This window comes from Chitinophaga parva (genome assembly GCF_003071345.1).
Taxonomy (GTDB): domain Bacteria; phylum Bacteroidota; class Bacteroidia; order Chitinophagales; family Chitinophagaceae; genus Chitinophaga; species Chitinophaga parva.
On record NZ_QCYK01000001.1, the window covers coordinates 2039682 to 2064995 of the forward strand.

Annotated in this window: 15 protein-coding genes; 8 read left to right on the plus strand and 7 right to left on the minus strand. The window is 53.2% G+C overall.

What is annotated here, in order from left to right:
• Positions 1-27 precede the first annotated feature (27 nt).
• Complete coding sequence (locus tag DCC81_RS08530) at positions 28-3348, minus strand: SusC/RagA family TonB-linked outer membrane protein (RefSeq protein ID WP_165806496.1); 3321 nt, start codon at positions 3346-3348, stop codon at positions 28-30.
• 800 nt (positions 3349-4148) lie between these two features.
• Between DCC81_RS08530 and DCC81_RS08535 the strand changes: the two genes are divergently transcribed.
• Positions 4149-6809, plus strand: coding sequence for an outer membrane beta-barrel family protein (locus DCC81_RS08535; RefSeq protein ID WP_108686118.1), 2661 nt, complete (start codon positions 4149-4151; stop codon positions 6807-6809).
• Between the two features lie 100 nt (positions 6810-6909).
• A complete protein-coding gene (locus DCC81_RS08540; RefSeq protein WP_108686119.1) occupies positions 6910-10152 on the plus strand; it encodes a S41 family peptidase in 3243 nt (1080 codons plus the stop codon).
• Between the two features lie 57 nt (positions 10153-10209).
• On the opposite strand, the gene DCC81_RS08545 is transcribed toward DCC81_RS08540, so the two are convergent.
• The 4 genes from DCC81_RS08545 to proB form a co-directional block, all read right to left on the minus strand.
• Positions 10210-10965 (minus strand): MBL fold metallo-hydrolase, encoded by a 756-nt coding sequence (locus DCC81_RS08545; protein ID WP_108686120.1) that lies wholly within the window; start codon positions 10963-10965, stop codon positions 10210-10212.
• Positions 10966-11136: 171 nt separating this feature from the next.
• Entirely contained in the window at positions 11137-12126 is a 990-nt protein-coding gene (locus DCC81_RS08550; protein WP_165806497.1) for a DUF6515 family protein, read from the minus strand.
• 390 nt (positions 12127-12516) lie between these two features.
• Positions 12517-13764 (minus strand): glutamate-5-semialdehyde dehydrogenase, encoded by a 1248-nt coding sequence (locus DCC81_RS08560; RefSeq protein WP_108686123.1) that lies wholly within the window; start codon positions 13762-13764, stop codon positions 12517-12519.
• A gap of 10 nt (positions 13765-13774) precedes the next feature.
• Entirely contained in the window at positions 13775-14806 is a 1032-nt protein-coding gene (gene proB, locus DCC81_RS08565) for a glutamate 5-kinase (protein WP_108686124.1), read from the minus strand.
• A gap of 187 nt (positions 14807-14993) precedes the next feature.
• Here proB and DCC81_RS08570 point away from each other — a divergent pair, with 187 nt between their 5' ends.
• From DCC81_RS08570 to DCC81_RS08590, 5 genes are all read left to right on the plus strand, one after another.
• Complete coding sequence (locus tag DCC81_RS08570) at positions 14994-16322, plus strand: TolC family protein (RefSeq protein ID WP_108686125.1); 1329 nt, start codon at positions 14994-14996, stop codon at positions 16320-16322.
• Between the two features lie 12 nt (positions 16323-16334).
• The gene (locus tag DCC81_RS08575) at positions 16335-17612 is read left to right on the plus strand and encodes an efflux RND transporter periplasmic adaptor subunit (RefSeq protein WP_108686126.1); all 1278 of its coding nucleotides are present in this window, start codon (positions 16335-16337) and stop codon (positions 17610-17612) included.
• Positions 17609-18361 carry an ABC transporter ATP-binding protein gene (locus tag DCC81_RS08580; protein ID WP_108686127.1) on the plus strand — a complete coding sequence of 251 codons (753 nt, stop codon included), beginning with the start codon at positions 17609-17611 and terminating at the stop codon, positions 18359-18361. The genes DCC81_RS08575 and DCC81_RS08580 overlap by 4 nt, the downstream gene beginning before the upstream one ends.
• Before the next feature lie 47 nt (positions 18362-18408).
• Positions 18409-19629 (plus strand): ABC transporter permease, encoded by a 1221-nt coding sequence (locus DCC81_RS08585; RefSeq protein ID WP_108686128.1) that lies wholly within the window; start codon positions 18409-18411, stop codon positions 19627-19629.
• Positions 19630-19760: 131 nt separating this feature from the next.
• Positions 19761-20153, plus strand: a complete 393-nt coding sequence (locus tag DCC81_RS08590; protein WP_108686129.1) for a response regulator — start codon at positions 19761-19763, stop codon at positions 20151-20153.
• Positions 20154-20214: 61 nt separating this feature from the next.
• Here the strand turns inward: DCC81_RS08590 and DCC81_RS08595 are convergent, their stop codons facing one another.
• A complete protein-coding gene (locus DCC81_RS08595) occupies positions 20215-21126 on the minus strand; it encodes a ribonuclease Z (RefSeq protein WP_108686525.1) in 912 nt (303 codons plus the stop codon).
• Between the two features lie 385 nt (positions 21127-21511).
• Entirely contained in the window at positions 21512-21907 is a 396-nt protein-coding gene (locus DCC81_RS08600; RefSeq protein WP_108686130.1) for an STAS domain-containing protein, read from the minus strand.
• Between the two features lie 217 nt (positions 21908-22124).
• Between DCC81_RS08600 and DCC81_RS08605 the strand changes: the two genes are divergently transcribed.
• A complete protein-coding gene (locus DCC81_RS08605; RefSeq protein WP_108686131.1) occupies positions 22125-24647 on the plus strand; it encodes an ATP-dependent Clp protease ATP-binding subunit in 2523 nt (840 codons plus the stop codon).
• The last annotated feature ends 667 nt before the right edge of the window (positions 24648-25314 follow it).

Sequence of the window (25314 nt, forward strand, 5' to 3'; positions counted from 1 at the left end):
CCGGGAAGGGGTTGCTGCAAATATTGTTTAGAAGCTCAGGCGTGCGTTTACACCCATGGTGCGTGATGCGGCGGCTGTACCGGTTTCCACACCCTGTGCAGAGTAAGTGCTGCCAATGCCCACTTCCGGGTCCAGGTTGGGCAGGCTCTTATAGAAATAGAACAGGTTGCGGCCAAATACGCCCACGGTCAGGTTCTGCACATGCATCTTACTACCCAGTTTTACAGGCAGGGTATAGTTAAGCGACAGTTCACGGAACTTGATAAAGTTGTTGTTGTACACTGCATCTGCATAGGTGGAGTTGGGACTGCCACCGGGGTAAGAGCCCCAGGAGAAGGTGTTCAGGTAGTAATTCGGCGCATCAATAATGGTCTTGTTGGCTTTACCATCGCGGGTATTGCCTTTCAGGATCACCCCATCATTGTACACGGTGGCACCACCCGGTGCTGCGCCACTGCCCACGGCAATGTTCTGTGTACCATCGCTGTAGTAGGCTACACCACCATGCGCCGCATCGCGGTATTTAAGCGTGCTGGCAAAGGTGCCGGTACCGGTTGCATAAAAGTTGGTGATGGATGCGATCTGTCCACCCCAGCGGAAGTCCACCAGGAAGTCCAGTGCAAAGTTCTTGTAGCGGATGGTGTTGCCAATACCGCCGGTCACTTTGGGCTGTATGTTACCTACGCGCTGGTAGTGGGTAAAGTCTACCGCGTAATAACCATTGTCTTCAATGATGTAATTGCCGGTGGCATCTTTCTCGCGGTTGTACACCATGATATCGCCTGCGGGGCGGCCTTTGTAGGCGCTTACCAGCAGAGAGCCGTTGTCAATGTTCTGCAGGTCCAGGTGATCCGTGCCATCCATGAAGCGGGTAATCTTGTTCTGGTTAAAGCCCAGGGTACCGCGCACATTCCATTCCAGGTTCCTGCTGGTGTAGGGGGTGCCGTTCAGCGCTACTTCCACGCCGCGGTTCTGCAGGTCACCTGCGTTGGCGATCAGCGCATTAGCGCCGGTGCTGGCGGGTACGGTCAGGTTCAGGATCTGGTCGTGGATGGTGTTGGTGTAGTAAGACACGTCAAAGCCAAAGCGGCCGTTGAACATCTTACCTTCCAGGCCCACTTCAAATTCCTTTTTACGTTGCGGTTTCAGGCCGGCGTTACCATAGTTGGTATTGGGTAGCAGGTAAGGAATGCCGTTCAGGTTACCACCCTGGTAAGCCACGTTGCTCACGTAAGGTTCTGCAGGCGTAGCCACGATACCGTAAGATGCGCGCACTTTGCTGTAATCGATCGCCTTCGGCAAATGCAGGGCGCGGCTGAGTTCAAAGGAAAGGCTGGCGCTGGGATAATTGTAGCTGTTGTTATCGCTGTAGAGCGTGGAAATGCGCTCCTGGCGGTCTGTCAGCTCCAGGAACAGGTAGTTCTTGTAGTCCAGGTTCACAATACCAAACAGGCCGTCCTGCAGGTAGTAAGAGCGTTTGTAAGCGCTGAAGTCTGTGATCGGGTTGGTAGAAGCGGCAAGGCTGTACCAGTTTTCCTGGGAAAGACCATCGCGGGTGCTCAGGCCTGTGTAATGCTTTTCCTCTTTACGGGCCTGGTAGCCTGCACTCGCATTAAGGCCAAAGCTTTTGCTCAGGCGGGTGTTGTAAGATAACAATGCGTCGCCGTAGATCAGGTTATAGGTATTGGTGTTGGTACCATAAGCGCCAGACGGGCCAAAGGCCAGCGGGTACTCAGAGGGATTCTTGGTTTCGGCATTGTAACCCGTGAAGTCATTACCAAAGCGGCCACGGAATTTCCAGTGCTTGGCAATGTCGTAAGACAGCGTTACGCTGGACATCACACGGTTGGAATTTTCGTCATAGCTCTGGGCCAGCTGTTGCCACAGGAAGTCCATGAAGCTGGCTGCGCGGATGTTGTACACCAGTGCTTCCTGCGGATCACGTGCCGCATTGGCCGGCAGTACATACTTATAGCCTTTGCTGGTTTTGTAACGGTTAAAGAAATCATGCACGTCATCCACCGGGTTGAACATACCGTCGTAGTTGGCTGTGATGCGGTTGATCTGGCTGGGACGGTTGTGCACCTTCTCATTCACATAAGACACCACGATGTCTGTAGTGAGGCGGGGGCTGATGTGGTAAGTGGTGTTGAAGTTGAAGGTGTTCTTCTGCTGCTTGCCGCCGATCTGGATACCCTGGTAATCGTTGCGGGTATAGGAGAAGCGGTAGTTCATCTTTTCATTGGCATTGCTCAGGCCTACGTTGGCAATGGAGCTGTGGCCGGTCTGGTAAAAATTCTTCCAGTTGTCTTTATGTGCTACGTACTTGCGGAAGCTGCCATCCCAGTACTGGATGGTGCGGCCGTCAAACTTAGGCCCAAACTGGCCATAGGCGCGGAATATGGGGCGTATATCCTCCTGTCCGTCCTTGTTGGCATCCTGGCCCAGGTGGATGAAACCATCTGTGCTGCCGTACAGGGCCTCGTTGGAAGCGCGGTCGTAACCGGGACCATAGGTGTTCTGTACATCGGGCAGTACGGATACTTTTTCAATACCGTAAGAATAGCTGGCATCCACACCAATACCGTTGGTACGGCCGGCGCCATTCTTGGTAGTGATCACCACCACACCGTTGCTGCCGTCAGAACCGTAAAGGGCTGTAGCGGCGGCGCCTTTCAGGATGTTGATGCTGGCAATGTTCTCGGGGTTCACGTCCAGGAGGGAGTTACCGCGGATGCGGGTGTCGCTCCAGAAACCGCCGGTGTTCAGGTTTGCATCCTTGCGGATGGGCACACCGTCTACCACCAGCAGGGGCTGGTTATCGCCGGTGATGGAGCTGATACCGCGGATCTGGATGATCACCGCGGAAGTACCGCCACCGGGCGCGCTCTGGATGTTTACGCCTGCGGCTTTACCATACAGGGCGGAGCCAAAGTTGGTAGGGGAGGCCTTCACAATGTCATCGCCACTTACAGTGGAGATGGCGTAACCCAGCTGGCGGCGGTCACGCTTGATACCCATGGCAGTTACCACCACTTCATTGATGTCTTTGGCCGCGTCGGAGAGCGCCACGGTTACATCACTCTGGTCGCCCAGCACGATCTCTTTTTTGCTGAAGCCAATAAAAGAAAAAGTAAGTGTGCTGCCGGAATGGGCGGCCAGTTTAAAATGACCCTGTGCATCGGTAGTGGTACCATTTGCACTGCCTTTTTCAGATACCGTTACACCGGGCAATGGGTTGCCTTTGCTGTCCCGTACAGTGCCTGTAAGGGTTTTCTTTTCCTGCGCCGAAGCATTCATGCTTTGAAACAGGCAAAAGAACGCAAGTAAGATTAGCGGTCTTTTCATGAAACGTTTTAGTTTTTGGTTTGAAATTTTGGTTATGATGCTGTTGTATAATTGGTTAGTATTCCTGATGAATAATAGGCATACCTTTCCCATTGCCCTTCCGGGAGTCAATTGCAAACAGGTGGGCATACGCATAACAATCCCACCTCCCTTTCGGGATTCAATTGCTGTGGGATGGTAAAGGGCATAGCTTTCTCATCTCCCTTCCGGGGTGCAATTGCAAAGTGAATAACTGGAACATACCCGGCCCGGAATAAGGACACTGCCTGCAAAGCCTCCGTAGAAGAAAGGCGTATGCTGCCTGGCAATGTGCCGGTATGTTAAAAGTGGCAAACGCTAAAAGGTATGCTACTGGAAAATGGCGCCTGTTTTGTTAGTGTGTTATTGCGGCGTTAAAAAGTAAATAGAACCCTTGGTTGAATCTTGTTGATTAAATAGTTGATGAATTCTCAGACGTACTATGTGTGCTAATGCTCGTAACTAATGGAATAAAATCGATCAAAAAATTTTACTGTAAATGTCTTATTGCTCACTTACCTGGCCGTTTTAAGCTTCATTTAATACCTTTTTCCCAAAAACTGATATTAAATTAACCCAGGGGGCTTGGTTGTGGCAGCTAAGGTGCAATAATAGTAAAATCAGTTAAAAAGTGTTAATGTTTTCAAAAAATATTTGTGTCCGGATGACATATAGCCGCCGGGATTTTTCTGCCTTTCACCGCTGAATTTTTGCCTGTCACCTAAAACCCCATGAGGATGCAAAACCGGCAAATTACCTTCGCTGCTGTTTAAAAGACCTGTATGAAAAAATTGTTGTTACTGCTTAGCATGATCTGTACCTGTTACGCTGCGTCTGCCCAGTTTCCGGCCGCACCCGCCGGTGGAGGAAAGAACATGCAGGCGCCGCCAAAGATTGGTCATGTGTTTGGCCGCGTGGAAGACCAGGACGGGAAACCCATCCCCGAAGTAGCCGTGATCTTATTACAAAACCGTTACGACAGCGCCACTCACGGGCGCAAAGACTTCCTGTATAAAGGCGTGAACACTTCTGCCAAAGGTGAGTTTTCCTTTGAAGAACTGCCCATCATGGGCCCACCCCTTAAGATCAAGATCTCTTTGATCGGTTATAAAACGAAGGAGATCCCCGTAGCCTTCCAGCTGAAAATGCCCGCCGGCGGCATGAAGCAGGGCCAGGGCAATGCCCAGCAGGACCCCGCCAAGGCCATGGCCGCCGCCAGCGCCGCCCTCAGCCAGTTTGAAAAAGACCTGGGCGCCATCAAACTGGAATCCGATGCCAAAACCCTGGAAGGTGTAACCGTAACCGGTAGTAAGCCCCTGATGAGAATGGACATTGATAAAAAAGTGTTCAACGTGGAAAAGAATATTGTAAGCGCCGGCGGTACCGCAGTGGATGTAATGCGCAATGTGCCCTCCGTACAGGTGGACATAGACGGTAACGTAAAGCTGCGCAATGCCGCACCCCAGATCTACATTGAAGGCCGCCCCACCACGCTCACCCTGGACCAGATCCCCGCAGACGCCATTGAAAGCGTAGAGGTGATCACCAATCCTTCCGCCAAGTACGATGCCTCCGGCGGTAACGCGGGCATTCTTAATATTATCCTTAAAAAGAACCGCAAAACCGGCTACAACGGTAACATCATGGCCGGTGTAGATAAGAACGGCGGCTACAATGGCGGTGGTAACATCAATATGCGCCAGGGCAAGTTCAACGTGTCTGCCACTGCCATGGTAAATGCCATGCGCAACAAACTGACCGGTAATACAGACCGTACCAACTTTGGCGATACACCGGTACGCATTACACAGGATAATAATAACAAGACCAACGGCCAGTTCATTTTCGGTAACCTGGGCGTGGATTACTTTGCGACTAACCATACCAGCTTCTCTGTAGCCGGCATCAAAGTACATGGTAAGTTCAAACCGGGGGAAGTGATCGACATCAATACAGACAGCCTGTTTCCCGGGGGTACCGTGAGCAACTATAGCCAGCGCCTGACCCACAGTATGCGTGAGTTCAATGCGACCGGCCTCCAGGGCGGATTTAAGCACTCTTTTAAAGAAGGGGAAGACTGGACCGCGGATGTAAACTATTTCTCCGGCCACAGCAACTTCAATGCAGACTACACCACTAATTATTATGATGCAAACCACAATATAGGTGGCAGCCAGCTGCAGCAACAGGTGGGCACGGGCAAGAACATGTTCCTCACCATCCAAACGGACTATGTGAAGCCCTTCACGGCCAAGACCAAGCTGGAAACCGGCCTGCGTGCACAGATCCGCAATATTGATAACTTTAACGACACCTACCTGTATCCCAATGGCAGCACCACGCCCGTACACCTGGCCGGCGCTACCAGTGATTACACCAACCATGACAATGTGTTTGCCGCCTACGCTTCTGTGACCAGCGGTTTCAAAGACTTTGGCTACCAGGTGGGCCTGCGTGCGGAAAGCTCTAACTATGACGGTAAGTTGATCAACACCGGTCAGAAATTCAGCAACAACTACCCGGTAAGCTTGTTCCCCTCCATCTTCCTCAGCCAGAAACTGAAAAAGAACCAGGAAGTACAGGCCAGCTTCACCCGCCGCGTAAACCGCCCGAACTTCTTCCAGCTGATCCCCTACACGGATTATACAGACAGCCTGAACATCACCCGCGGTAACCCGGACCTGGTGCCGGAATTTACCACCAGCGTGGAAGCCTCTTACAGCAAGACTTTCAAGGGTAATAACAATGTCCTGGTGTCTGCTTATTACAAGCACACCAATAACCTGATCACCCGCTACCTGGAGCAGGGCACAAACCCCTCCACCGGTAAGGCAGACATCATCAACACTTTCATTAACGCCAACTCCGCGTACACTACCGGTGCAGAGCTTACCTCCGTGAACTCCATCACCAAGTGGCTGGACATCACCACGAACGTGAACGTGTACAATGGCCGTATCAAAGCGGCAGACAGCCTGGCCTCCGCACAACAGGATGCTATGTGGAGCTGGTTTGGCAAGTTCAATTCCAACGTGAAACTGCCAAAGAACTTTACCGTGCAGATCTCCGCGGACTACCAGTCCAAGACTAACCTGCCTATTAATAACAACCAGCAGCAGTTTGGTCCGCCCAGCGGCGCCCAGAGCGCTTCCCAGGGTTATATCCGCTCCTTCTGGGGTATGGATGCAGCCGTGAAGAAAAGCTTCCTGAAAAACAACGCCGCCACGGTAACCCTGAGCTTCAGCGACATTTTCCGCACCCGGTTGAACAGCCAGTTCTCCAGCAGCCAATATTTTGTACAGAACTACGCAAGGCTCAACAACCCGCAGATGATCAAACTGAATTTCACTTACCGCTTTGGTAAGATCGATACCGCCATCTTCAAACGCAAGAACCTGAAGATGCAGGGTGAAGGTATGCAAGGTGCCGGTGGAATGCAGTAGCCACTCATCCCAAAACATACCATTTTCTTACCCGAAACCGATAGATTTACCCTTTCGATCATCTCAAACTCAGGTCAACTAAAATCTTGTTAAACCGCTTATGAAGAGAGCCTTCTTACTGCTGGCAGGCCTGGCCCTCGGGGCCGGGGCTTTTGCACAGGACAATGCCCTGTGGCTACGCCACCCCGCTATCTCACCCGATGGGCAGACCATCGCATTCGGATTTAAAGGCGACATCTACCTGGTGCCCGCTGCCGGCGGTACCGCCGTTCCCCTGACCGTGCATCCCGCCATGGACATGACACCCATATGGAGCCACGACGGGAAAAGCATCGCCTTTGCCAGCGACCGTTTTGGCAACTTCGATGTATTTGTAATGCCGGTGAGTGGCGGCACCCCCAAACGCCTCACGTATAACAGTGCGGCGGATTATCCCTACGACTTTACGCCGGATAATAAGGCGGTGCTGTTTGGCAGCGCCCGTACGGCGCCGGCGGAGAGCATCCGCTTTAACTATCGTGTGTTTAATAGCCTGTACACGGTACCCGTAACCGGTGGCAGCCCTGTACTGGTAAGCGCAGCGGGTGCAGAACAAGCGCACTACAATGCCAGCGGCTCCCAGATCATTTTCCAGGATCGCAAAGGCTATGAAGACCCGTTCCGCAAACACCACACCTCTGCAGTGACCCGCGATATCTGGATCTACGACGTGGCTAAGAAATCTTATAACCAGGTATCCAGCTATGAAGGGGAGGACCGCGACCCGGTATTCGCCGGCAAGGACGCCGCTTACTATCTCAGTGAGCGCAATGGCATTTCCCAGAACCTGTATAAAGTATCACTGGCAGATACCACCAGAATTGAGCAGCTTACCCGCTTTGACAAGCATCCCGTGCGCGACCTTTCCATTGCCGGCAACGGTACCCTGTGCTTCACGTATAACGGTGAAATATATACGCTGAATCCCGGTGCCCAGCCTAAAAAGCTGGCGGTGCAGGTACGCAATGATGGCGGCGATATGGTGGAACGTAACATGCCGGTGAGCGGCAATGTGACAGAATTTGAACTGAGCCCCAACGGGAAGGAAATTGCCTTCGTATCCCGCGGGGAAGTGTTTGTCACCAACGTGGAAGGTTCCCTGACCAAACGCATTACCAATACCCCCCAGCAGGAGCGCATGGTAGCCTGGAGCCCCGATGGCAAATCATTGGTGTACGCCGCAGAGCGAAAACATAACTGGGACATCTACCGCGCTAAAATTGCGCGCGCGGACGAGCCTTATTTTTATGCCGCTACCGTGATCAACGAAGAACCGCTGATCGCTACCAGCGCGGAGGAATACCAGCCCCAGTTCTCCCCGGATGGCAAAGAGGTGGCTTACGTGGAAGACCGCAACATACTGCGCGTGTACAACCTGGCCAGCAAGCAATCTCGTACCCTGCTGCCCAAAGGCCACAACCACTCTTACTCCGATGGCGATTGGGATTTTACCTGGAGCCCCGACGGCAAATGGCTGCTGGTGGATGACGAGCAGGGTTATTTTGGCAGCAGCAATGCCGCACTGGTGGCCGCTGATGGAAAAACCGCCATCCGTTATCCCATTAACAGCGGCTTTGGCGAAGGCAATCCCAAATGGAGCCAGGACGGCAAAGTAATGACCTGGCTGAGCGCCCGTGAAGGCCGCAAATCACTGGCCACGCAAGGTAGCCGCGAAGTGGATGTATACGGCGCCTTCTTTGACCAGGAAGCATATGACCGCTTTAACCTGAGCAAGGATGAATTTAACCTGCTCATGGAAAAAGAAGAACAGGCCAAGAAATCCGGCAAGGCAGATTCCCTGGATAAAGTGAAAGCAGATACCGCTGCCAAGAAACCCTTTAAACTGGACCTGGAGCGCCTGGACGACCGCCAGGCACGCTTTACCATCAATAGCGCCAGCATCAGTGATTACGTGTTGAATAAGGATGCCAGCAAGGTATTCTACATGGCCGCTTTTGAAAAAGGGTACGACCTGTGGGTAACAGAGCCCCGCACCAAGGAAACCAAGATCCTGGCAAAGCTAGGCGGTACCGGCACCAGCCTGGCCCTCAGCAAGGACGGCAAGTTTATTTACGCCAGCAACCACGGCTCACTGGTGAAGGTGGATGCTGAATCCGGCAAGATCACGCCCATCGCTGTCAGTGCAGAACTGGCGCTGAATGCCGCTGAAGAACGCGCCTATATCTTTGAGCATGCATGGCGCCAGGTGAAAGAGAAATTCTACGACCCCACCATCCATGGTATTGATTGGGAAATGTACCGTGATAACTACGCACGTTTCCTGCCTTATATCAACAACAACTATGACTTCCAGGAACTGCTCAGCGAATTGCTGGGTGAGTTGAATGGCTCCCACACGGGTGGCCGTTATTCACCGGTGCGCCCCGAAGGCGATGCCACGGCCAGCCTGGGCCTGTTCTTTGAAGAAAATGGGGCCGCAAAAGGCCTGGTGATCACCGATGTAATGGATGGTGGCCCGTTCGACAAAGCCGGCAGCAAGGTGAAGAAAGGCGTAGTGATAGAACAGGTAGACGGACAGTCTGTAGCCGATGCACCAGATTGGGCCCAGTTGCTGAACCGCAAGGCGGGTAAGAACACCCTGGTAGCGCTCTACGATCCTGCTAATGGCAACCGCTGGGTAGAAACCGTGAAACCCATCACCGGTGGACAGGAAAGTGAACTGCTGTACAAACGCTGGATCAACCGCCAGCGCGCGATTGTAGACAAGCTGAGTGGTGGCAAGGTGGGTTATGTGCACGTACGTGCCATGAACGATGCCAGCTTCCGCGATGTATTTGATGAAGTGATGGGCCGCAACCGCGACAAACAGGCGCTCATTGTAGACACCCGCTTCAATGGTGGTGGATGGCTGCATGATGACCTCAACACCTTCCTGAGTGGTAAAAAATACCTGGTGTTTGCACCCCAGGGTGAAAAGCTGAAAGGTGGTGAGCCGATGAACCGCTGGCAACAACCCAGTTGTGTGCTGATCAGCCAGGGTAACTACAGCGATGCCTTCATCTTCCCCTACATTTATAAACAGAATGGCCTTGGCAAACTGATAGGCATGCCTGTAGCCGGTACCGGTACCGCTGTGTGGTGGGAAACCCAGATAGATCCCACGCTGGTTTTCGGCATACCCATGGTGGCCACTATTGGTAAGGAAGGCCGCCCTACGGAAAACCTGCAGGTGGAGCCGGATATCCGGGTGCCCCTGAAGTATGAAGACTTCCTGGAAGGCAAGGATGCCCAGCTGGAAGCCGCCGTAGCGGAAATGATGAAAGAAATTGGAGCTTCCAAATAGCGTTGGCGTCTTCGGGCTAAAATTCAAGCGCCTCCCACACGGGGGGCGCTTTTGCTTTTAGAGCAGGATCTCTTCCCCGTCTTCCGGTACCAGCACCTGTTCCAGCAGGTCCTGCTCCGCCAGGAATTCGCGCAGCAGCTCCCGGGTAAGGAAGCAATGGTTTACCGTGTCCATGTGCACCGCTATCACGTGTGCACGGGGCACGGCCTGCGTTACAGCCACAATGTCGGCAGTGGTCATCGTGATGGGATCACCCTCCAGGAACTGCGCCGCACCAGCGTTGACGACCACGTAATCCGGCTGGAAGATCTGCAGCACATCGGCTACTTCGGGGCACCAGATGGTATCGCCCGCTACGTACACCCGCATGTCTGGTGCCTGGAATACCACACCGCTCACGGGGCCCATGCGCTGGCCCACTTCACCAGTGCCGTGCCTGCCGCCGGTGCGGTGCAATGCTACATCGCCAAAAGTGTAGCCTTGCAGGTCGTGCACATTCGTAAACCCCTGTGCCTGGAGGGTGGCCATGCTTTCCGGCTGGGTAAGCAGCAGCTTGTCTTTGGGCACCATTGCGGCAGCAGCGGCATCCCAGTGATCAATATGCAGGTGGGTAACGATGATGGCGGTGGCATCCTGTACCAGGTGCTGTAGTGGTGCGTCGTCAATGGGGAGGGGCGTCATGGGGATGGGGACCGGGTTGGCAGTGCGCTGGATGGGCGGGTAGGTGGCAGTGGTGGCCAGGAATGGGTCTATCAGGAATTTCAGGCCGTGCATATCCAGGCGTAGCGTGGCGTGCCTAATTAATTGTAACATGAAGAAGTGTCGGCTTTTAATGTGTCAGTAAGGGCTTTAAAGATATTAAACGCCGGCTATTTTTATAGTGCATTAACAATTGCGTATGCACAGCGGCTGTTAGTGCGGCCAAAAAAAACGCCGCGCAAATATTTTGCGCGGCGTGCTGCTTTACCATCTTCACATTCATCCTTAGTTAGCAGACTGTTTACCTACAATTTGGTATTCTACCCCGTTGCCCTGGTTGATCTGCTGGTAGTACATACCGTCCGGTGAGAGGAACAGGGTTTGCCCGTTGATGGTCACCTCGCGGCAGCCTTCCGGCAGTTCGGGTGTGGTAGGCGTTACGTTCTGGTCATACTGGCCCTGGGCGTCCTGTGACTGAACAGCAGGCTGGTTGTCTGCCGGCTCCAGGTGGCCGTTCTTCCCGGCTATCACGTAGCCCTGGTTGCCATTGGCATCTGTGCTGGGGTAGTAGAACGTACCGTTAAAGAAATAATACATCGTGCCGTTCACGTCGATCTGTTCCGCGCGGCTGGGCAGGCTGGGTACAAAGGAACCTACCGGCGCATCCACTACTTCATAAACGTTGTTATAGTTGCGGTAGTAAATACCGTCATAGTAGTAGTAAGGACCAAAGCCGGTGTAGATCGTAAAGAAGCCTACCGGCAACACGGTAAGATGAAAACCGATGGAAGGACCCCACCAGCGGAAGGGATGATAGAACGGGTGATAGATATACGGGCGGGGATAAAAGAACGGCCGGTAGCCGTGGTAATATCCAACAAAATGACCGCCTCCATGGTAGTAGCCGCCACCACCATAAAATCCACGGGGACGGTTATAAGCAAAGGAACGGGCCGGGGGCGCAAAGCTGGTCCGCGGGTTGTAAGTAGGCCTTGAAGGTGCCACGTAATCGTGGGGAGCCTGGCGCATGCCGGGATTACTGAAAGCAGGGCGGGAGGATGCGGAAGGTGCTACGCGCGCACCGCCACCACCGCCAAAGCTACGACCGCCGCCACTGAAACCGCCACCACCAAAACTGCGGCCGCCACCGCCGCCACCAAAACTACGGCCGCCGCCACCACCGCCACGGTTACCACCGCCACGCTGTGCATCGGCACCGGTAAAGGCCAGTGAAAGCACTAATATGCTGCTGAGAATTATATTTAACTTTTTCATGTTACAGAATTTTAAACGGTACACGTTGAAGCAGGAGGTGACCCGGTTGCCGGGCGGCTCACGATTATTAGACCTGTGATGGAAAAGGAAGTTACAAGGTTAAACGCTTTTTAATATTTATTTAGCATTTACAGTGGCGTTTTTAATTCCTTTTTAAGTTATGGCGGATGCATAGCGTGGAGTTGTATGTTAACCCCTGAATGCAAAATCATTGCCGGTTTTGCTAAAAAGATCCTCACCGGGATGCGGCCTGCGTAAACCATTTGTAATCAAGGTCCCCGGCGATTGTTATTTACTGTTAAGCCGTATAAATATCACGTTTGTGTGAGCAAAAAAATGCAGTCCCCGGGGAGACTGCATCCTTCAGAATTATGTGATATAAAAAACAGCTTAATTTCTTACCTGCCCGTTGCCATAAACGAACCATTTTTCAGTGACCAGTTTTTCCAGGGCAAAGGGGCCGCGTGCGTGCAGCTTCTGCGTGGAAATACCGATCTCCGCGCCCAGGCCAAACACGCCCCCGTCTGTAAACCGCGTAGAGGCGTTCACGTATACCGCGGCAGCATCCACTTCGTTCAGGAAACGCTCACTGGCACCGGCATCTTTGGAGAGGATGGCTTCAGAGTGTTTGGAAGAATGTTTACGGATATGGGCCAACGCTTCTTCCAGCCCGCTCACCACTTTCACGGAGCATTTAAAGTCCAGGAATTCCCGGCCAAAATCTTCCGGCGTAGCGGCCTGCAAATATGGGTAACCCAGTGATTGCAGGATGGGCAACGAAGTGGCATCTGCAAAGATCTCCACGTTGTACGCCGCCAGCCGGGGAGCCAGCAGGGGCAGGAAAGCCGGTGCCACGGCGGCATCCACCAGCACCGTGTCCAGTGCGTTGCACACAGAAGGGCGTGATACTTTAGCGTTGGTTACCACGGCGGCAGCCTGCCCCAGGTCCGCCGTTTTCTCCACGTACGTATGGCATACGCCGGCGCCGGTTTCAATCACCGGTACCTTGGCGTGCGTGCGCACAAAATCAATGAGCTGCTGGCTGCCGCGCGGGATGATGATATCGATATACCCCGTTGCTTCCAGCATTTCCTGCACCAGTTCCCGGTCTACAGGCATCAGTTGCACCGCGTTAGGGTCTATGCCTTGTGCCTTCAGCGCCTCCTGTAAAATATGTACCAGGATAGTGTTGGTATAAAACGCATCGGAGCCCCCGCGCAGGATGCACACATTGCCGGAGCGCAGGCAAAGCGCGGCCACATCGATGGTCACATTGGGCCGTGATTCATAGATCACGCCTACTACGCCCAGGGGAGCAGTTTTCTTCTGCACCAGCAGGCCGTTATCCAGGCGCTTTTCAGACAGCAGCTGGTGGGCCGGGTCGGGCAGTTTACTGATGTCAACCAGGCTGGCTGCCAGTGCATCTATGCGGGCAGTATTGAGTAGCAGCCGGTCCTTTTTTGGGTCCGTGTCCGGCATGCGGTCCAGGTCTTTCTGGTTTTCCGCGGCAATAGTTTCACTTTGCTGCACCAGCATGGCGGCTACCTGGCGTAGTACCTGCTGCTTCTGCGCATCGGCCAGCGTGCGCAATGAAATGGCCGCCTGCTGTGCGTTTTCAAGTATGGAGAGGAGTTGCATAATAACAATTTTATAAAAGCACAATGTCATCCGCATGCGCCACCTCCACCTGCTGCAGGTTGCCCAGGTGCAGGGCGCGGGAGGCTACTTTGGCGCGGGCTACGGCCACCACTTTCTTATCGGCATCCACAATTTCAAATACTTCACCGCAGTCAAACGGCTCCAGTACGGCGCGTATGCCCACGGCCAGGAGGCTGTGGCGTTTATGCAGGGCCGTTGCAGCGCCTTCGTCCACCTGCACGCGGCCGGTTACCAGGCTGCCGCTGGCCAGCCATTTCTGGCGGGCACTCATGGTGCAGTCCTGGGACAGGCAGCGGGTGCCGGCCTTGCCTTCCAGCGCGTTGAGGATGCCGTCTGGCGTATTGATGCCAAAGATCACCACCTCGATGCCCATGCGGGTGGCCAGGCGGGCAAAGGTGAGCTTAGACACCATGCCACCCAGTCCCATGGCCGATTTGCGGGTGTCGGCCAGCCCCAGGGCGGCTTCGTCTATCACGTTGATCTGCGGTACAATTTTACCTTCCTTATCCAGCACGCCGGCCACGGAGGTGCTGAAGAGCAGTTTTTCGGCACCAAAGCCCACTGCAATGAGGGTGGCCAGTTCGTCGTTGTCGGAGAATTTCAGTTCCGTATCGCTTACCACGTCGTTTTCATTGGCAATGGGAATAAGTCCGTTTGCCCACAATTCTTCGTATGTTTTTTTTAGCTGCAGGAACTGCGGCCGGTTGGAAAAGTGCGTACGCTCGCAAAGGCTTTGGGCAATGGCGATGCCGAATGGCGCAAAGAGCGCTGCATATTGCTGCAGCAGGATAGGGTTACCGATGGCGGCAGCGGCTTTCCGCTCACTGATAGTGCCAGTGTAAGATTTCAGGTGCTGCTTTCCGGCAGCTACCGCCCCGGAAGACACCAGGACAATATTATACCGGGGTTGCAGCAAGGCGGCCTGGCGGGCTATTTCCGCGATCATGGCCGTGTTGAGCGCCCCGTTAGCCCCTGTAATAGAGGCGGTTCCAAATTTTATGACGAGTATAGGCTTGTTCATGGGCGTACAAAATATTGAAAAGCAGGGATAATTGCAATTGGTATGGCAACAATGGCCCCCGTTCCGTTGTTTTGGATTAACAGTAATTAACATATCCGGAGCGGCCTGCGGCATGGTTTATGTAAAATTTTTACCACCATTCTACCGCGTGCCGTAGCACATAGATCCCCCTTTCACGCACTTATTTATGGAGCAACTAAAATACAAGTGTCTTATCCTGCTGGCTATCTTCCTGGCAATATGCGAAAAGCCGCTGCAGGCACAGGATACCGCGAAATGGACCTTACAGCAATGTCTGGACTACGCAGCGCAGCATAACATCACCCTGAATACCCTCCGCCTCACCCAGCGTTCCGGTGAGCAGGATGTGCTGCTGGCCAAGGCCGCCAAACTGCCCAACCTCAATGCAAGTCTTTCCCAGAACGTGCAGCACGGTAAGGTATTCAGCATCAGCGGCAGTGAAACCTCCCAGTTCACCTTCTCCGGCAGCTATGGCCTGAATAGCGCAGTGACCTTGTTCAACGGCAATTATCTCAATAACGACATCCGCCAGAAACAACTGGTTCTGCAGGCCGCGGCCTACAATATTGAAGCCGGCATGAATGACATCACGATGGCCGTTACCACCGCTTACCTCAATATTTTACTGGCCAAGGAAACCATCATTTACCAGCAGGACCTGCTCACCACCGCCAATGCGCAGGTAAAGCAAAGCCAGGACCGGTACAACGTGGGCAGCATTGCCCTGAAAGACCTGGCGGAACTGCAGGCCCAGGCTGCGAATGACCAGTACCTGCTGGTGAATGCTATTAACCAGCACCGCCAGTACCTGCTCAATCTCAAACAGATCCTGCAACTCCCCTACGACTCCACCTTTGACATCCAGTCGCCGGACACCCTGATGGCCAACGCCCTGCCCGTACCCTTGCGCCAAGCGCAGGAAACAGCCATGGCGCAAAGACCGGAAGTGAAAAGCAGTGAGCTGAATGTACAGGCCGCGCAGCTGGACCTGGCCAAGGCCCGCGCCGGCTACCTGCCCACGCTGAGCGCCGGTGCCAATCTGGCCAGCAACTACGCCCGCGACCCGGACAATACTTACCTCAAACAACTGGACAATAACTTTTACCAGCAGATAGGCCTCACCTTGTCCGTGCCCATTTTTACACGGCGGGTGGTGAAAACCAACGTGGAAAAATCGAAGATAGAAATAGCCCAGGCCAATCTGGACCTGCAGAACACGAAAACCGTACTGGCGCAGAACATTGAACAGGCATATATCAATGTAACCGGCTCCCAGAGCCAGTATGACGCAGCGGTGGAGCAGCTGCGCTACAGCCAGGAAAGCTACCGCATTGCCGCTGCCGCACTGGAAGTAGGACAATACAACACCGTGGATTATTTACTGCAAAAGAACCTGTACGTGCAGGCGTTGCAGAACTACATCCAGGCAAAATACAATGCCGCACTGAGCATCCGCATCTATGATTTTTACCGGGGCATCCCCATCAAATTATAAACGAAAGGCACTATGAAAAGATACCGGCGTGTCATCGTCATCGTCATACTCGTTGCAGCCGCATTGCTCGTGTGGGCCTTGTTTTTCCGCAAGAAGCCCCAGCCCGTGCAGCTGGATACAGAGCAGCCCACCGTGGGCTACATTGCTACCAGCATCACGGCTACTGGCACCGTGCAGCCGGTTGATACCGTGGCCGTGGGTACACAGGTATCCGGCACGGCAGCCAAGATCTATGCAGACTTCAACTCGCAGGTGAAGGCCGGCCAGGTGCTGCTGGAGCTGGACAAATCGCTTTTCCAGGCCCAGGTGAACCAGTACAAGGCCAACCTGGCCAATGCCCAGAGCAACGTGGTGTTCCAGCAGTCTAACTTCTCCCGCCAGGAACAATTGTATAAGGTAGGCGCCATCAGCCGCGCGGATTACGACAATGCTGTGTACGCCATCAATGCGGCCAAAGCCAGCGTGGAAAGTGTGAAAGCGCAGTTGCAATCCGCCGAAAAGAACCTCTCTTTTGCCACTATCTATTCCCCGATAGACGGGGTGGTGCTTTCCCGCAATATCAGTGTGGGGCAAACAGTAGCGGCCAGTTTCAGCACGCCCACACTGTTCATCATTGCAAAGGATATTTCCAAAATGCAGGTGCAGGCCAATGTGGATGAAGCAGACATTGGCAATGTGCAGAAAGACCAGCGGGTATCCTTCACCGTGGATGCATTCCTGGACGACGTGTTCAACGGCGCCGTACAGGAAATACGGCTGAAGCCACAGGTAAGCGCTAACGTGGTCACCTATACGACGATCATCAACGCCAGCAACAACGACAAGAAGCTGAAACCCGGTATGACGGCCAACGTGACCATCTATACCCAGGAGGAGGACAGCGCCTTGCTGATCTCTGTAAAAGCCCTCAAATTCACCCCGGACGAGAGCGTGGCCAAAGAATACAAGATCATCCCGGCAGACACTGCGCACAAGCGGCACAAGGGCGATGTAGGGCACAAGCGGGCGCCTTCCGTGTTCGATACTTCCGGTACCAAACATAAAGACAGCACCGTGGTGCAGCAGGCTGAAACCGCGTATGTATGGGTGCTGAAAGACAAAACACTCACGGAAAAAAGAATACGCACGGGCCTGAATGACGATACCCACGTGCAGGTATTGCGCGGCCTGGATAAAGGCGATGTAGTGGTAGACGGGATACAAATACCGCAGGCAACAGGGGCTGCTACTCCCGCAGCCAAGAGCCCTTTTATGCCGGCACGCAGAGGTGGGGGAGGCCGGCCACGATGAACGGAAAGAAGATCCTCGAATTGCATGACCTGAAACGCGAGTTTCACATGGGCACAGAGATCGTGCGGGCGCTGAAAGGCGTCACCTTTGATGTGTATGCGGGTGAGTTTGTGACCATCATGGGCAGCTCCGGCTCCGGCAAGACCACCCTGCTCAATACGCTCGGCTGCCTGGATAAGCCCACCAGCGGCACTTACCTGCTGGATGGTGTGAATGTAGGACAGCAATCGCGCAACGACCTGGCACTGCTCCGCAACCGGAAGATCGGTTTCGTGTTCCAGTCGTACAACCTGCTGGCGCGTACTTCTGCCATTGAAAACGTAGAACTGCCTTTGCTGTACAATGCGGATATCAAACACCATGAGCGGCGGGAAAAAGCCCTCAAAGCACTGGAAGCGGTAAAACTCGGCGACCGCCTGGACCACCTGCCCAACCAGCTTTCCGGCGGCCAGCAGCAACGCGTGGCCATTGCCCGCGCCCTGGTAAATGAGCCGGTGATGATCCTGGCCGATGAAGCTACCGGCAACCTGGATACCCGCACCTCTTACGAGATCATGGCCCTCATGCAGGAGCTGAACCAGCACGAGGGCAAAACCATCGTATTTGTAACACACGAGCCGGATATTGCCGCCTTCAGCAGCCGCACCGTTATGCTCAAGGATGGAAGGGTGATAAAGGACGCTAAAAACGAAAACGTGCGCAGCGCCAAGGAAGCCCTGGCAGCGCTGCCCTCGGCGGAAGATTATTAGATGGCCAGATGAACGATTTAACAATCTATCAATTCTAACAACGTAACATGAATGTTTTAAACCTGTTCCGCATAGCCCTCATTGCCCTGCAGCGCAACAAGCTGCGGGCTTTCCTGACCATGCTGGGCATCATCATCGGCGTGGCCGCGGTGATTGCCATGGTGGCCATCGGCCAGGGGTCCAAGCAGAGCATTCATGACCAGTTGTCAAACATGGGATCTAACATGATCACCATCCTGCCGGCCAGTAACCTCACGGGCGGTGCCCGCATAGATGCTTCCAGCCTGCAAACCCTCACGATCGATGATGTGAACGCGCTGGAGCGCAAAAGCGAGTACCTGAGCGCTATTTCGCCCGTGAGCGCTACCAAGGGGCAGGCCATTAACGGCGCCCTGAACTGGCCTACCAGCATGCAGGGCGTGGGGCCTGACTACTTTGACATCCGCAAGCTGATACTGAAAGACGGGATCCTTTTTTCCGAAAATGACGTGAAGGCGGCGGCCAAGGTATGCGTGCTGGGGCAAACCGTGGTGAGTAATCTTTTTCCCAACGGCGAGGACCCCATCGGTAAGGTGATCCGCTTTAATCGTATTCCCTTCACCGTTATAGGCGTGCTGGTACCAAAAGGGGAGAGCGCCTTCGGGCAGGACCAGGACGACATCATCGTGGCGCCTTACACCACCGTGCAGAAGCGCATCCTGGCCACTATTTATTTCCAGAACATCGTGGCCTCTTCCACCAGTGAGCAAACCAGCGATGCGGCTACCAACGAGATCACGGATATCCTGCGCGCCCGCCACCGGCTGCGGACCTCCGATGAGAACGACTTTTCCGTGCGCACCATGGCAGAGCTGATCAACACACTGAGCTCCACCAGCCAGTTGCTGACCGTGCTGCTCACGGCTATTGCCGGTATTTCCCTGGTGATAGGCGGTATCGGTATCATGAACATCATGTACGTGAGCGTAACGGAGCGCACCAAGGAAATAGGGCTGCGCATGAGCATAGGGGCCCGGGGTATAGACATCCTCATGCAGTTTCTCATTGAGGCCATCGTGATCAGTGTTACCGGGGGGCTGATCGGCATTTTGCTGGGCATTACCAGCTCCCTCCTCATCAGCAGGTTGCTGGGCTGGCCCACCTTGATCTCGGAGTCGTCCATTGTCCTGTCTTTCCTGGTGTGCGCCATCACCGGGGTGTTTTTTGGCTATTACCCCGCGCAGAAGGCCTCCCGCCTGGATCCTATCGAAGCCCTGCGGTATGAATAGCTAGTTTGAGAAAATTAAATAAGCTTTTTTGCGTATATTGTGTCCAGAAAGTCCTATAGTCCGGCTATATCCATTAGCCGTACGCCATCTTGAATCCTGAAGATCCTAACCACAACTGATCCTATTTGCCCATGAGTAATAATTACGATCCTGCCCTTTTGCATGGAAAAAAAATACTTTGTATAGAAGATAATCCCCTGGAGCAGATGCTGCTCACCCGGGTCCTGAAGATCATGGGGCTGGATGCCTGCATGGCTTCTACCGCCCTGGAAGGGCTGGATATGGCCCACGAGATGCACCCCGGCCTGATCCTGCTGGATATGCACCTGCCCGAAATGAATGGCAGCGAGGTGCTGCACCGTATCCGCAACGAAAAGGCCCTGAACGAGGTGCCCGTGGTAATGGTCACTGCCAATGTATGGGGCAATGAGCGCCAGGAACTCCTGGACGCCGGCGCCAGCGATGTGCTCACCAAACCGATCCTCCCCGAAACGCTGCGCCAGACCTTGTACCGGTTAATGTAGCATATATCCCCTGGAGGGGCGGGAACGATGGGCCTCCCCGGGGGCAGATCCCTTCGCAAACTCACACGAGGTACGTAACCCCTTCCCGCGCAATGTCCGTAGGTGCAAAGAGCGGCTTGCATTCATCCAGGAACCCTTCCACCTCCTGGTACTTGGAAGAAAAATGTCCGATTAGTAATTGTTTCACATTTCCTTTTGCCGCCAGGGTGGCTGCCTGCACAGACGTGCTGTGGTAGCGGTCCCAGGCCCTTGCTTCCTGGTCCTGCAGGTAGGTGGTTTCATGGTAAACCAGGTCTGCTCCGTTTACATGGGGCAGCAGTAAAGCCTCGTTATAGCGCGTGTCTGCACAGTACACGTAGCTTTTGCCTTTGGGCGGAGGCAGGGTCACCCAATCATTCTTCACCACGGTGCCGTCTTTGCGGATATAATCGGCCCCTTCTCCCAGCTTGCTGTAAAAGGCAGACGGGATTTCGTACTGGCGGGCCTGTTCGGGCACAATGCGGCGTTTACGCTTTACCAGTTCAAAGCGGAATCCATAGCAGGGTATGCGGTGATCGGTGGGAAAGTAGCTTACTTCCAGGTCTTTTTCGCGGAAAAGCAACCCGCAGCCTTCAGGCGTAAGGGGGGTGAAGTGCATGTCGAAATTGAGGACTGTGCCGGCTACATCCAGCTGCAGTTGCAGGATGGGCAGCAGCTCCGGCGGGCCGTAAACGTGCAGGGGCTCTGTGCGGCCCAGCAGGCTGATGGTGTTAATGAAGCCGATCAATCCGAAATAATGGTCGCCGTGGAGGTGGCTGATAAAAACGCGCTGGATGCGGCTGCGGCGCACCCGGTACTTTGCCATTTGCAGTTGGGTGCCCTCGCCACAATCCACCAGCATCAGTTGATCATTGCAGGTGATGACCTGCGCGGTAGGGTGACGGTCCAGTGTAGGTAAGGCGGAATTATTTCCTAAGATGGTAACAGCGAACATATACGGCAATGTAATAAAAATACCCGCCATCATGTACTATCCCGAAAAATAGTGCATGCGTGCAAGTGATGCGCAGTGAAAAATGGTGACGGGCTGGAACGGTGGCTGGCAGCGGTTTTGCAAGGGATGTGCCATAGGTGTGAATGTAGGCGGGATGCCACTACGGTACAGTTCGCACAATACTATTTTTCCTAATTCCTTGTTAATACTACAGTTTCACCTGTACGTGTTAAAAAAATTTCCGTCAGGAGTCGTAAATTAGTTTTAACACCGCTATGCTATGAAAACCAACCGGGACAAGCCCGGTTACAATCGCATAACTGCCTGTACTTTTTCATGCACCGATGGTACCGTACAATACAGGCAAGTCATTTATCTTACTTACCTATTCGTCCGATGCTGCAGTGTCATCGTCTTCCCAGCTCAATTCGCGTTCCAGCTCTTCCATCATTACGATGTCAATAGCTTCCGAAAGGGTGGGGGTAATGTTCAGGAATTCAGCATGCGCGGCCTGTAGCTGGGCAGCAATAGCAGGCGTTACGCCGGTAAGGCAGCAGGAATGTGCATGTGCATAAGCGTGCTGGTATACTGCTAAAATGGCTTCCACACCTTCCGGGGAGGCCGAAGTCACGGAATGCAGGTCCAGTACGAGGTTTTGGTCAACATAGGCCGGATTTTCCAGTGCCAGTTGCCTCAGCTCGTCTGCCAGAATAGCATCCATCGCCGTAGTTTCCGGACTAAAAATCACCAGTTTTTCTTTGGTATCAATTTTGAACTTCATGGGTCAATTGGTTGTTTTTTCTAAAGCATTCCCGCCTTAATGAGCCGCAAAAAGATCGCGTGTTACAGCCCTCTTTGAACGTCAAATTACCCCGGTTACCAAGTGCACAAAAGTAGGCCTTATGTGCAATGTTTAATGATAAAGTAAATCAAATTTATTCGCTAATATTGTATTAACCAGCCCCTGTAAGGGTTTTCATAATTTAATAATTGCTACAATGGACCAGAATTTTTCACCGCAAGTAAAGGAGATCATTTCGTTCAGCAGGGAGGAAGCTTTGCGCTTAGGAAATGATTTCATCGGTACCGAGCACCTCCTGCTGGGTATCATCCGGGAAGGAGAGGGGACGGCCGTCAAGATTTTGCAGGCGCTGAATGTAGACTTATATGAGCTTCGCAAAGAAGTAGAACTGGCTGTAAAAGATAAAACAGGCAAGAACATCGCGAACATCAATAGTTTACCACTCACCAAGCAGGCAGAAAAAGTGATCCGCGTAACGGTGCTGGAGGCGAAAGCGCTCAAAAGCCCTACCGTGGAGACCGAGCACCTGATGCTCTCCATACTGAAGAACAAAGAAAACGTTTGCACACAGATCTTACAACAATTCGACGTGGACTACGATACATTTAAAAATGAGCTGGGCTTTGTGAAATCTTCCGAGCCGAAAGCTGAATTTGACGATCCCGGAGAAGAAGAATTTGAAGACGAACGCAAAAGCTATTCCTCCAAAGCCAAACAAGCCAACACCAAGTCAAAGACCCCGGTGCTGGATAACTTTGGCCGCGACATCACCAAGCTGGCCGAAAGCGGCAGCCTCGATCCCATCGTAGGCCGTGAGCAGGAAATAGAACGTGTGTCCCAGATCCTTTCCCGCCGTAAAAAGAATAACCCGATCCTGATCGGGGAGCCCGGTGTAGGTAAAACCGCTATCGTGGAAGGCCTGGCCCTCCGCATTGTACAGCGCAAGGTAAGCCGCGTATTGTTCGACAAACGCGTGGTAAGCCTGGACCTGGCCGCCCTGGTGGCCGGTACCAAATACCGTGGCCAGTTTGAAGAAAGGATGAAAGCCATCATGAACGAACTGGAAAAGAACCGCGACGTGATCCTCTTTATCGATGAGATCCACACCATCGTGGGCGCTGGTGGCGCTTCCGGCTCGCTGGACGCTTCCAACATCTTTAAACCAGCCCTGGCACGTGGCGAGCTCCAATGCATTGGCGCCTCCACCCTGGACGAGTACCGCATGTACATCGAAAAGGACGGCGCACTGGACCGCCGCTTCCAGAAAGTAATGGTAGATCCTCCCACCGTGGATGAAACCATCCAGATCCTCAATAACATCAAGCCGCGTTATGAAGAATACCATAACGTAAGCTACAACCAGGAAGCCATCGACGCCTGCGTGAAGCTCAGCGACCGTTACATGACGGACCGCCTGCTGCCGGACAAAGCCATCGACGTGCTGGACGAGGTAGGCGCCCGCGTGCACCTGAAAAACATCAACGTGCCGCAGAACATCCTCGACCTGGAAAAACAGATCGAAGACATTAAACAGGAAAAAAATAAGGTCGTGAAGAGCCAGCGCTTTGAAGAAGCCGCCGCCCTCCGCGATACTGAAAAGAAACTGGGAGAAGACCTCGAAAAGGCTAAAGCCAATTGGGAAGAAGAAGTGAAACACAAACGCTACCCGATCGACGAAGAAGCCATTGCAGAGGTAGTGAGCATGATGACCGGCATCCCGGTAAAACGCATGGTACAGGCCGAGACCGAAAAGCTGCGCCGCATGGGTGAAGACCTGAAAGGCGCTGTGGTAGGGCAGGATGATGCCATCGTGAAAGTGACCAAGGCCATCCAGCGCAACCGCGTGGGCCTGAAAGATCCGAAGAAACCCATCGGTACCTTCATCTTCCTCGGTCCTACCGGTGTAGGGAAAACCGAGCTGGCCAAATCCCTGGCCCGCTATATGTTCGACTCAGAAGATGCGCTGATCCGCATAGACATGAGCGAATACATGGAAAAATTCTCCGTAAGCCGCCTCATTGGCGCGCCTCCCGGATATGTAGGTTACGAAGAAGGCGGCCAGCTCACTGAAAAAGTGCGCCGCAAACCTTACTCCGTGATCCTGCTGGATGAGATCGAAAAGGCACACCCGGACATCTACAACCTGCTGCTGCAGGTGCTGGACGACGGCATCCTGACCGATGGCCTGGGCCGTAAGGTGGACTTTAAGAACACCCTGATCATCATGACCTCCAACATTGGCGCCCGCCAGTTGAAAGACTTTGGCGCCGGGGTGGGTTTCTCCACGAACAATCGCATTGCCAACGAAGAGGAAAATACTAAGGCAGTGATCGAGAAAGCGCTGAAACGCACCTTCTCTCCGGAGTTCCTGAACAGGATTGACGATGTGATCATCTTCAACAGCTTGTCCAAAGAACACATCTACACTATCATCGACATCACGATGCAGAGTGTACTGAAACGCCTGAACAACCTGGGCTTCAGCCTGGAACTGACCGACGAGGCAAAAGGCTTCCTGGCAGACAAGGGCTACGACCAGCAGTTTGGCGCCAGGCCGCTGCACAGGGCCATCCAGAAATACCTGGAAGATCCCCTGGCCGAGGAGATCCTCAACATGAACATTCACAACGGTGATGTGCTCATTGCCGACCTGGATAAAGAAAACCAGAAACTGGTGTTTACCATCAAGAAACAAGGAAGCGAGGTAACTCAAATCTAATTCTGAGCGATCAGAAACCTGCGTTTCAAACAAAGTGATCATTGCAAGTGGCTGCCTCCGTTTGGGGGCGGCCATTTTGTTTTGGGAGCAGGAGTTGCAACATCTTTATTACTGACCTCTTCCGTGTACACCCTCACAAAATCAGCAATTTATCCAGCCCCTTCCATGGAAATTACCAATACGACAGTTTTCCACCTGCTGAGCCCCTTACCAGAAATAACACATCCGTGCTACGGGAGAGTCTGCTACAATCTGTGAAATTTGATACACACAGCCTTTTAAATAACACGAAATTCATATGTAAAATGTATAAATGTATTTTATACGGGTAGCAGCCTCATCAAAACCGGTTGAGAATCAATAGATAGTAAAAAAACAGTAATTTGATTTGAAAAAAATAATGCCACAGATTCTCATATATAAAAAATGGTACTATGATGTAAGTGAATGTTATCCAAATTGTCCCCACTTTTGTAGCGTAATTGGTTTATGGCTGTAAGGCCCCGTCAAAGTATCCTATGAAATTTCCCTGCGTCGCTTCTAGACATCCTTTGGTCGGCTTCATGTATTAAGTTTTACTCTTCATTAGCAGACAGCGTCCCTGTGCCTTCGAAACAAATTTACCTGAGACACGCTGTATATCCTGGAAAGGAAAGGATATTCCCTG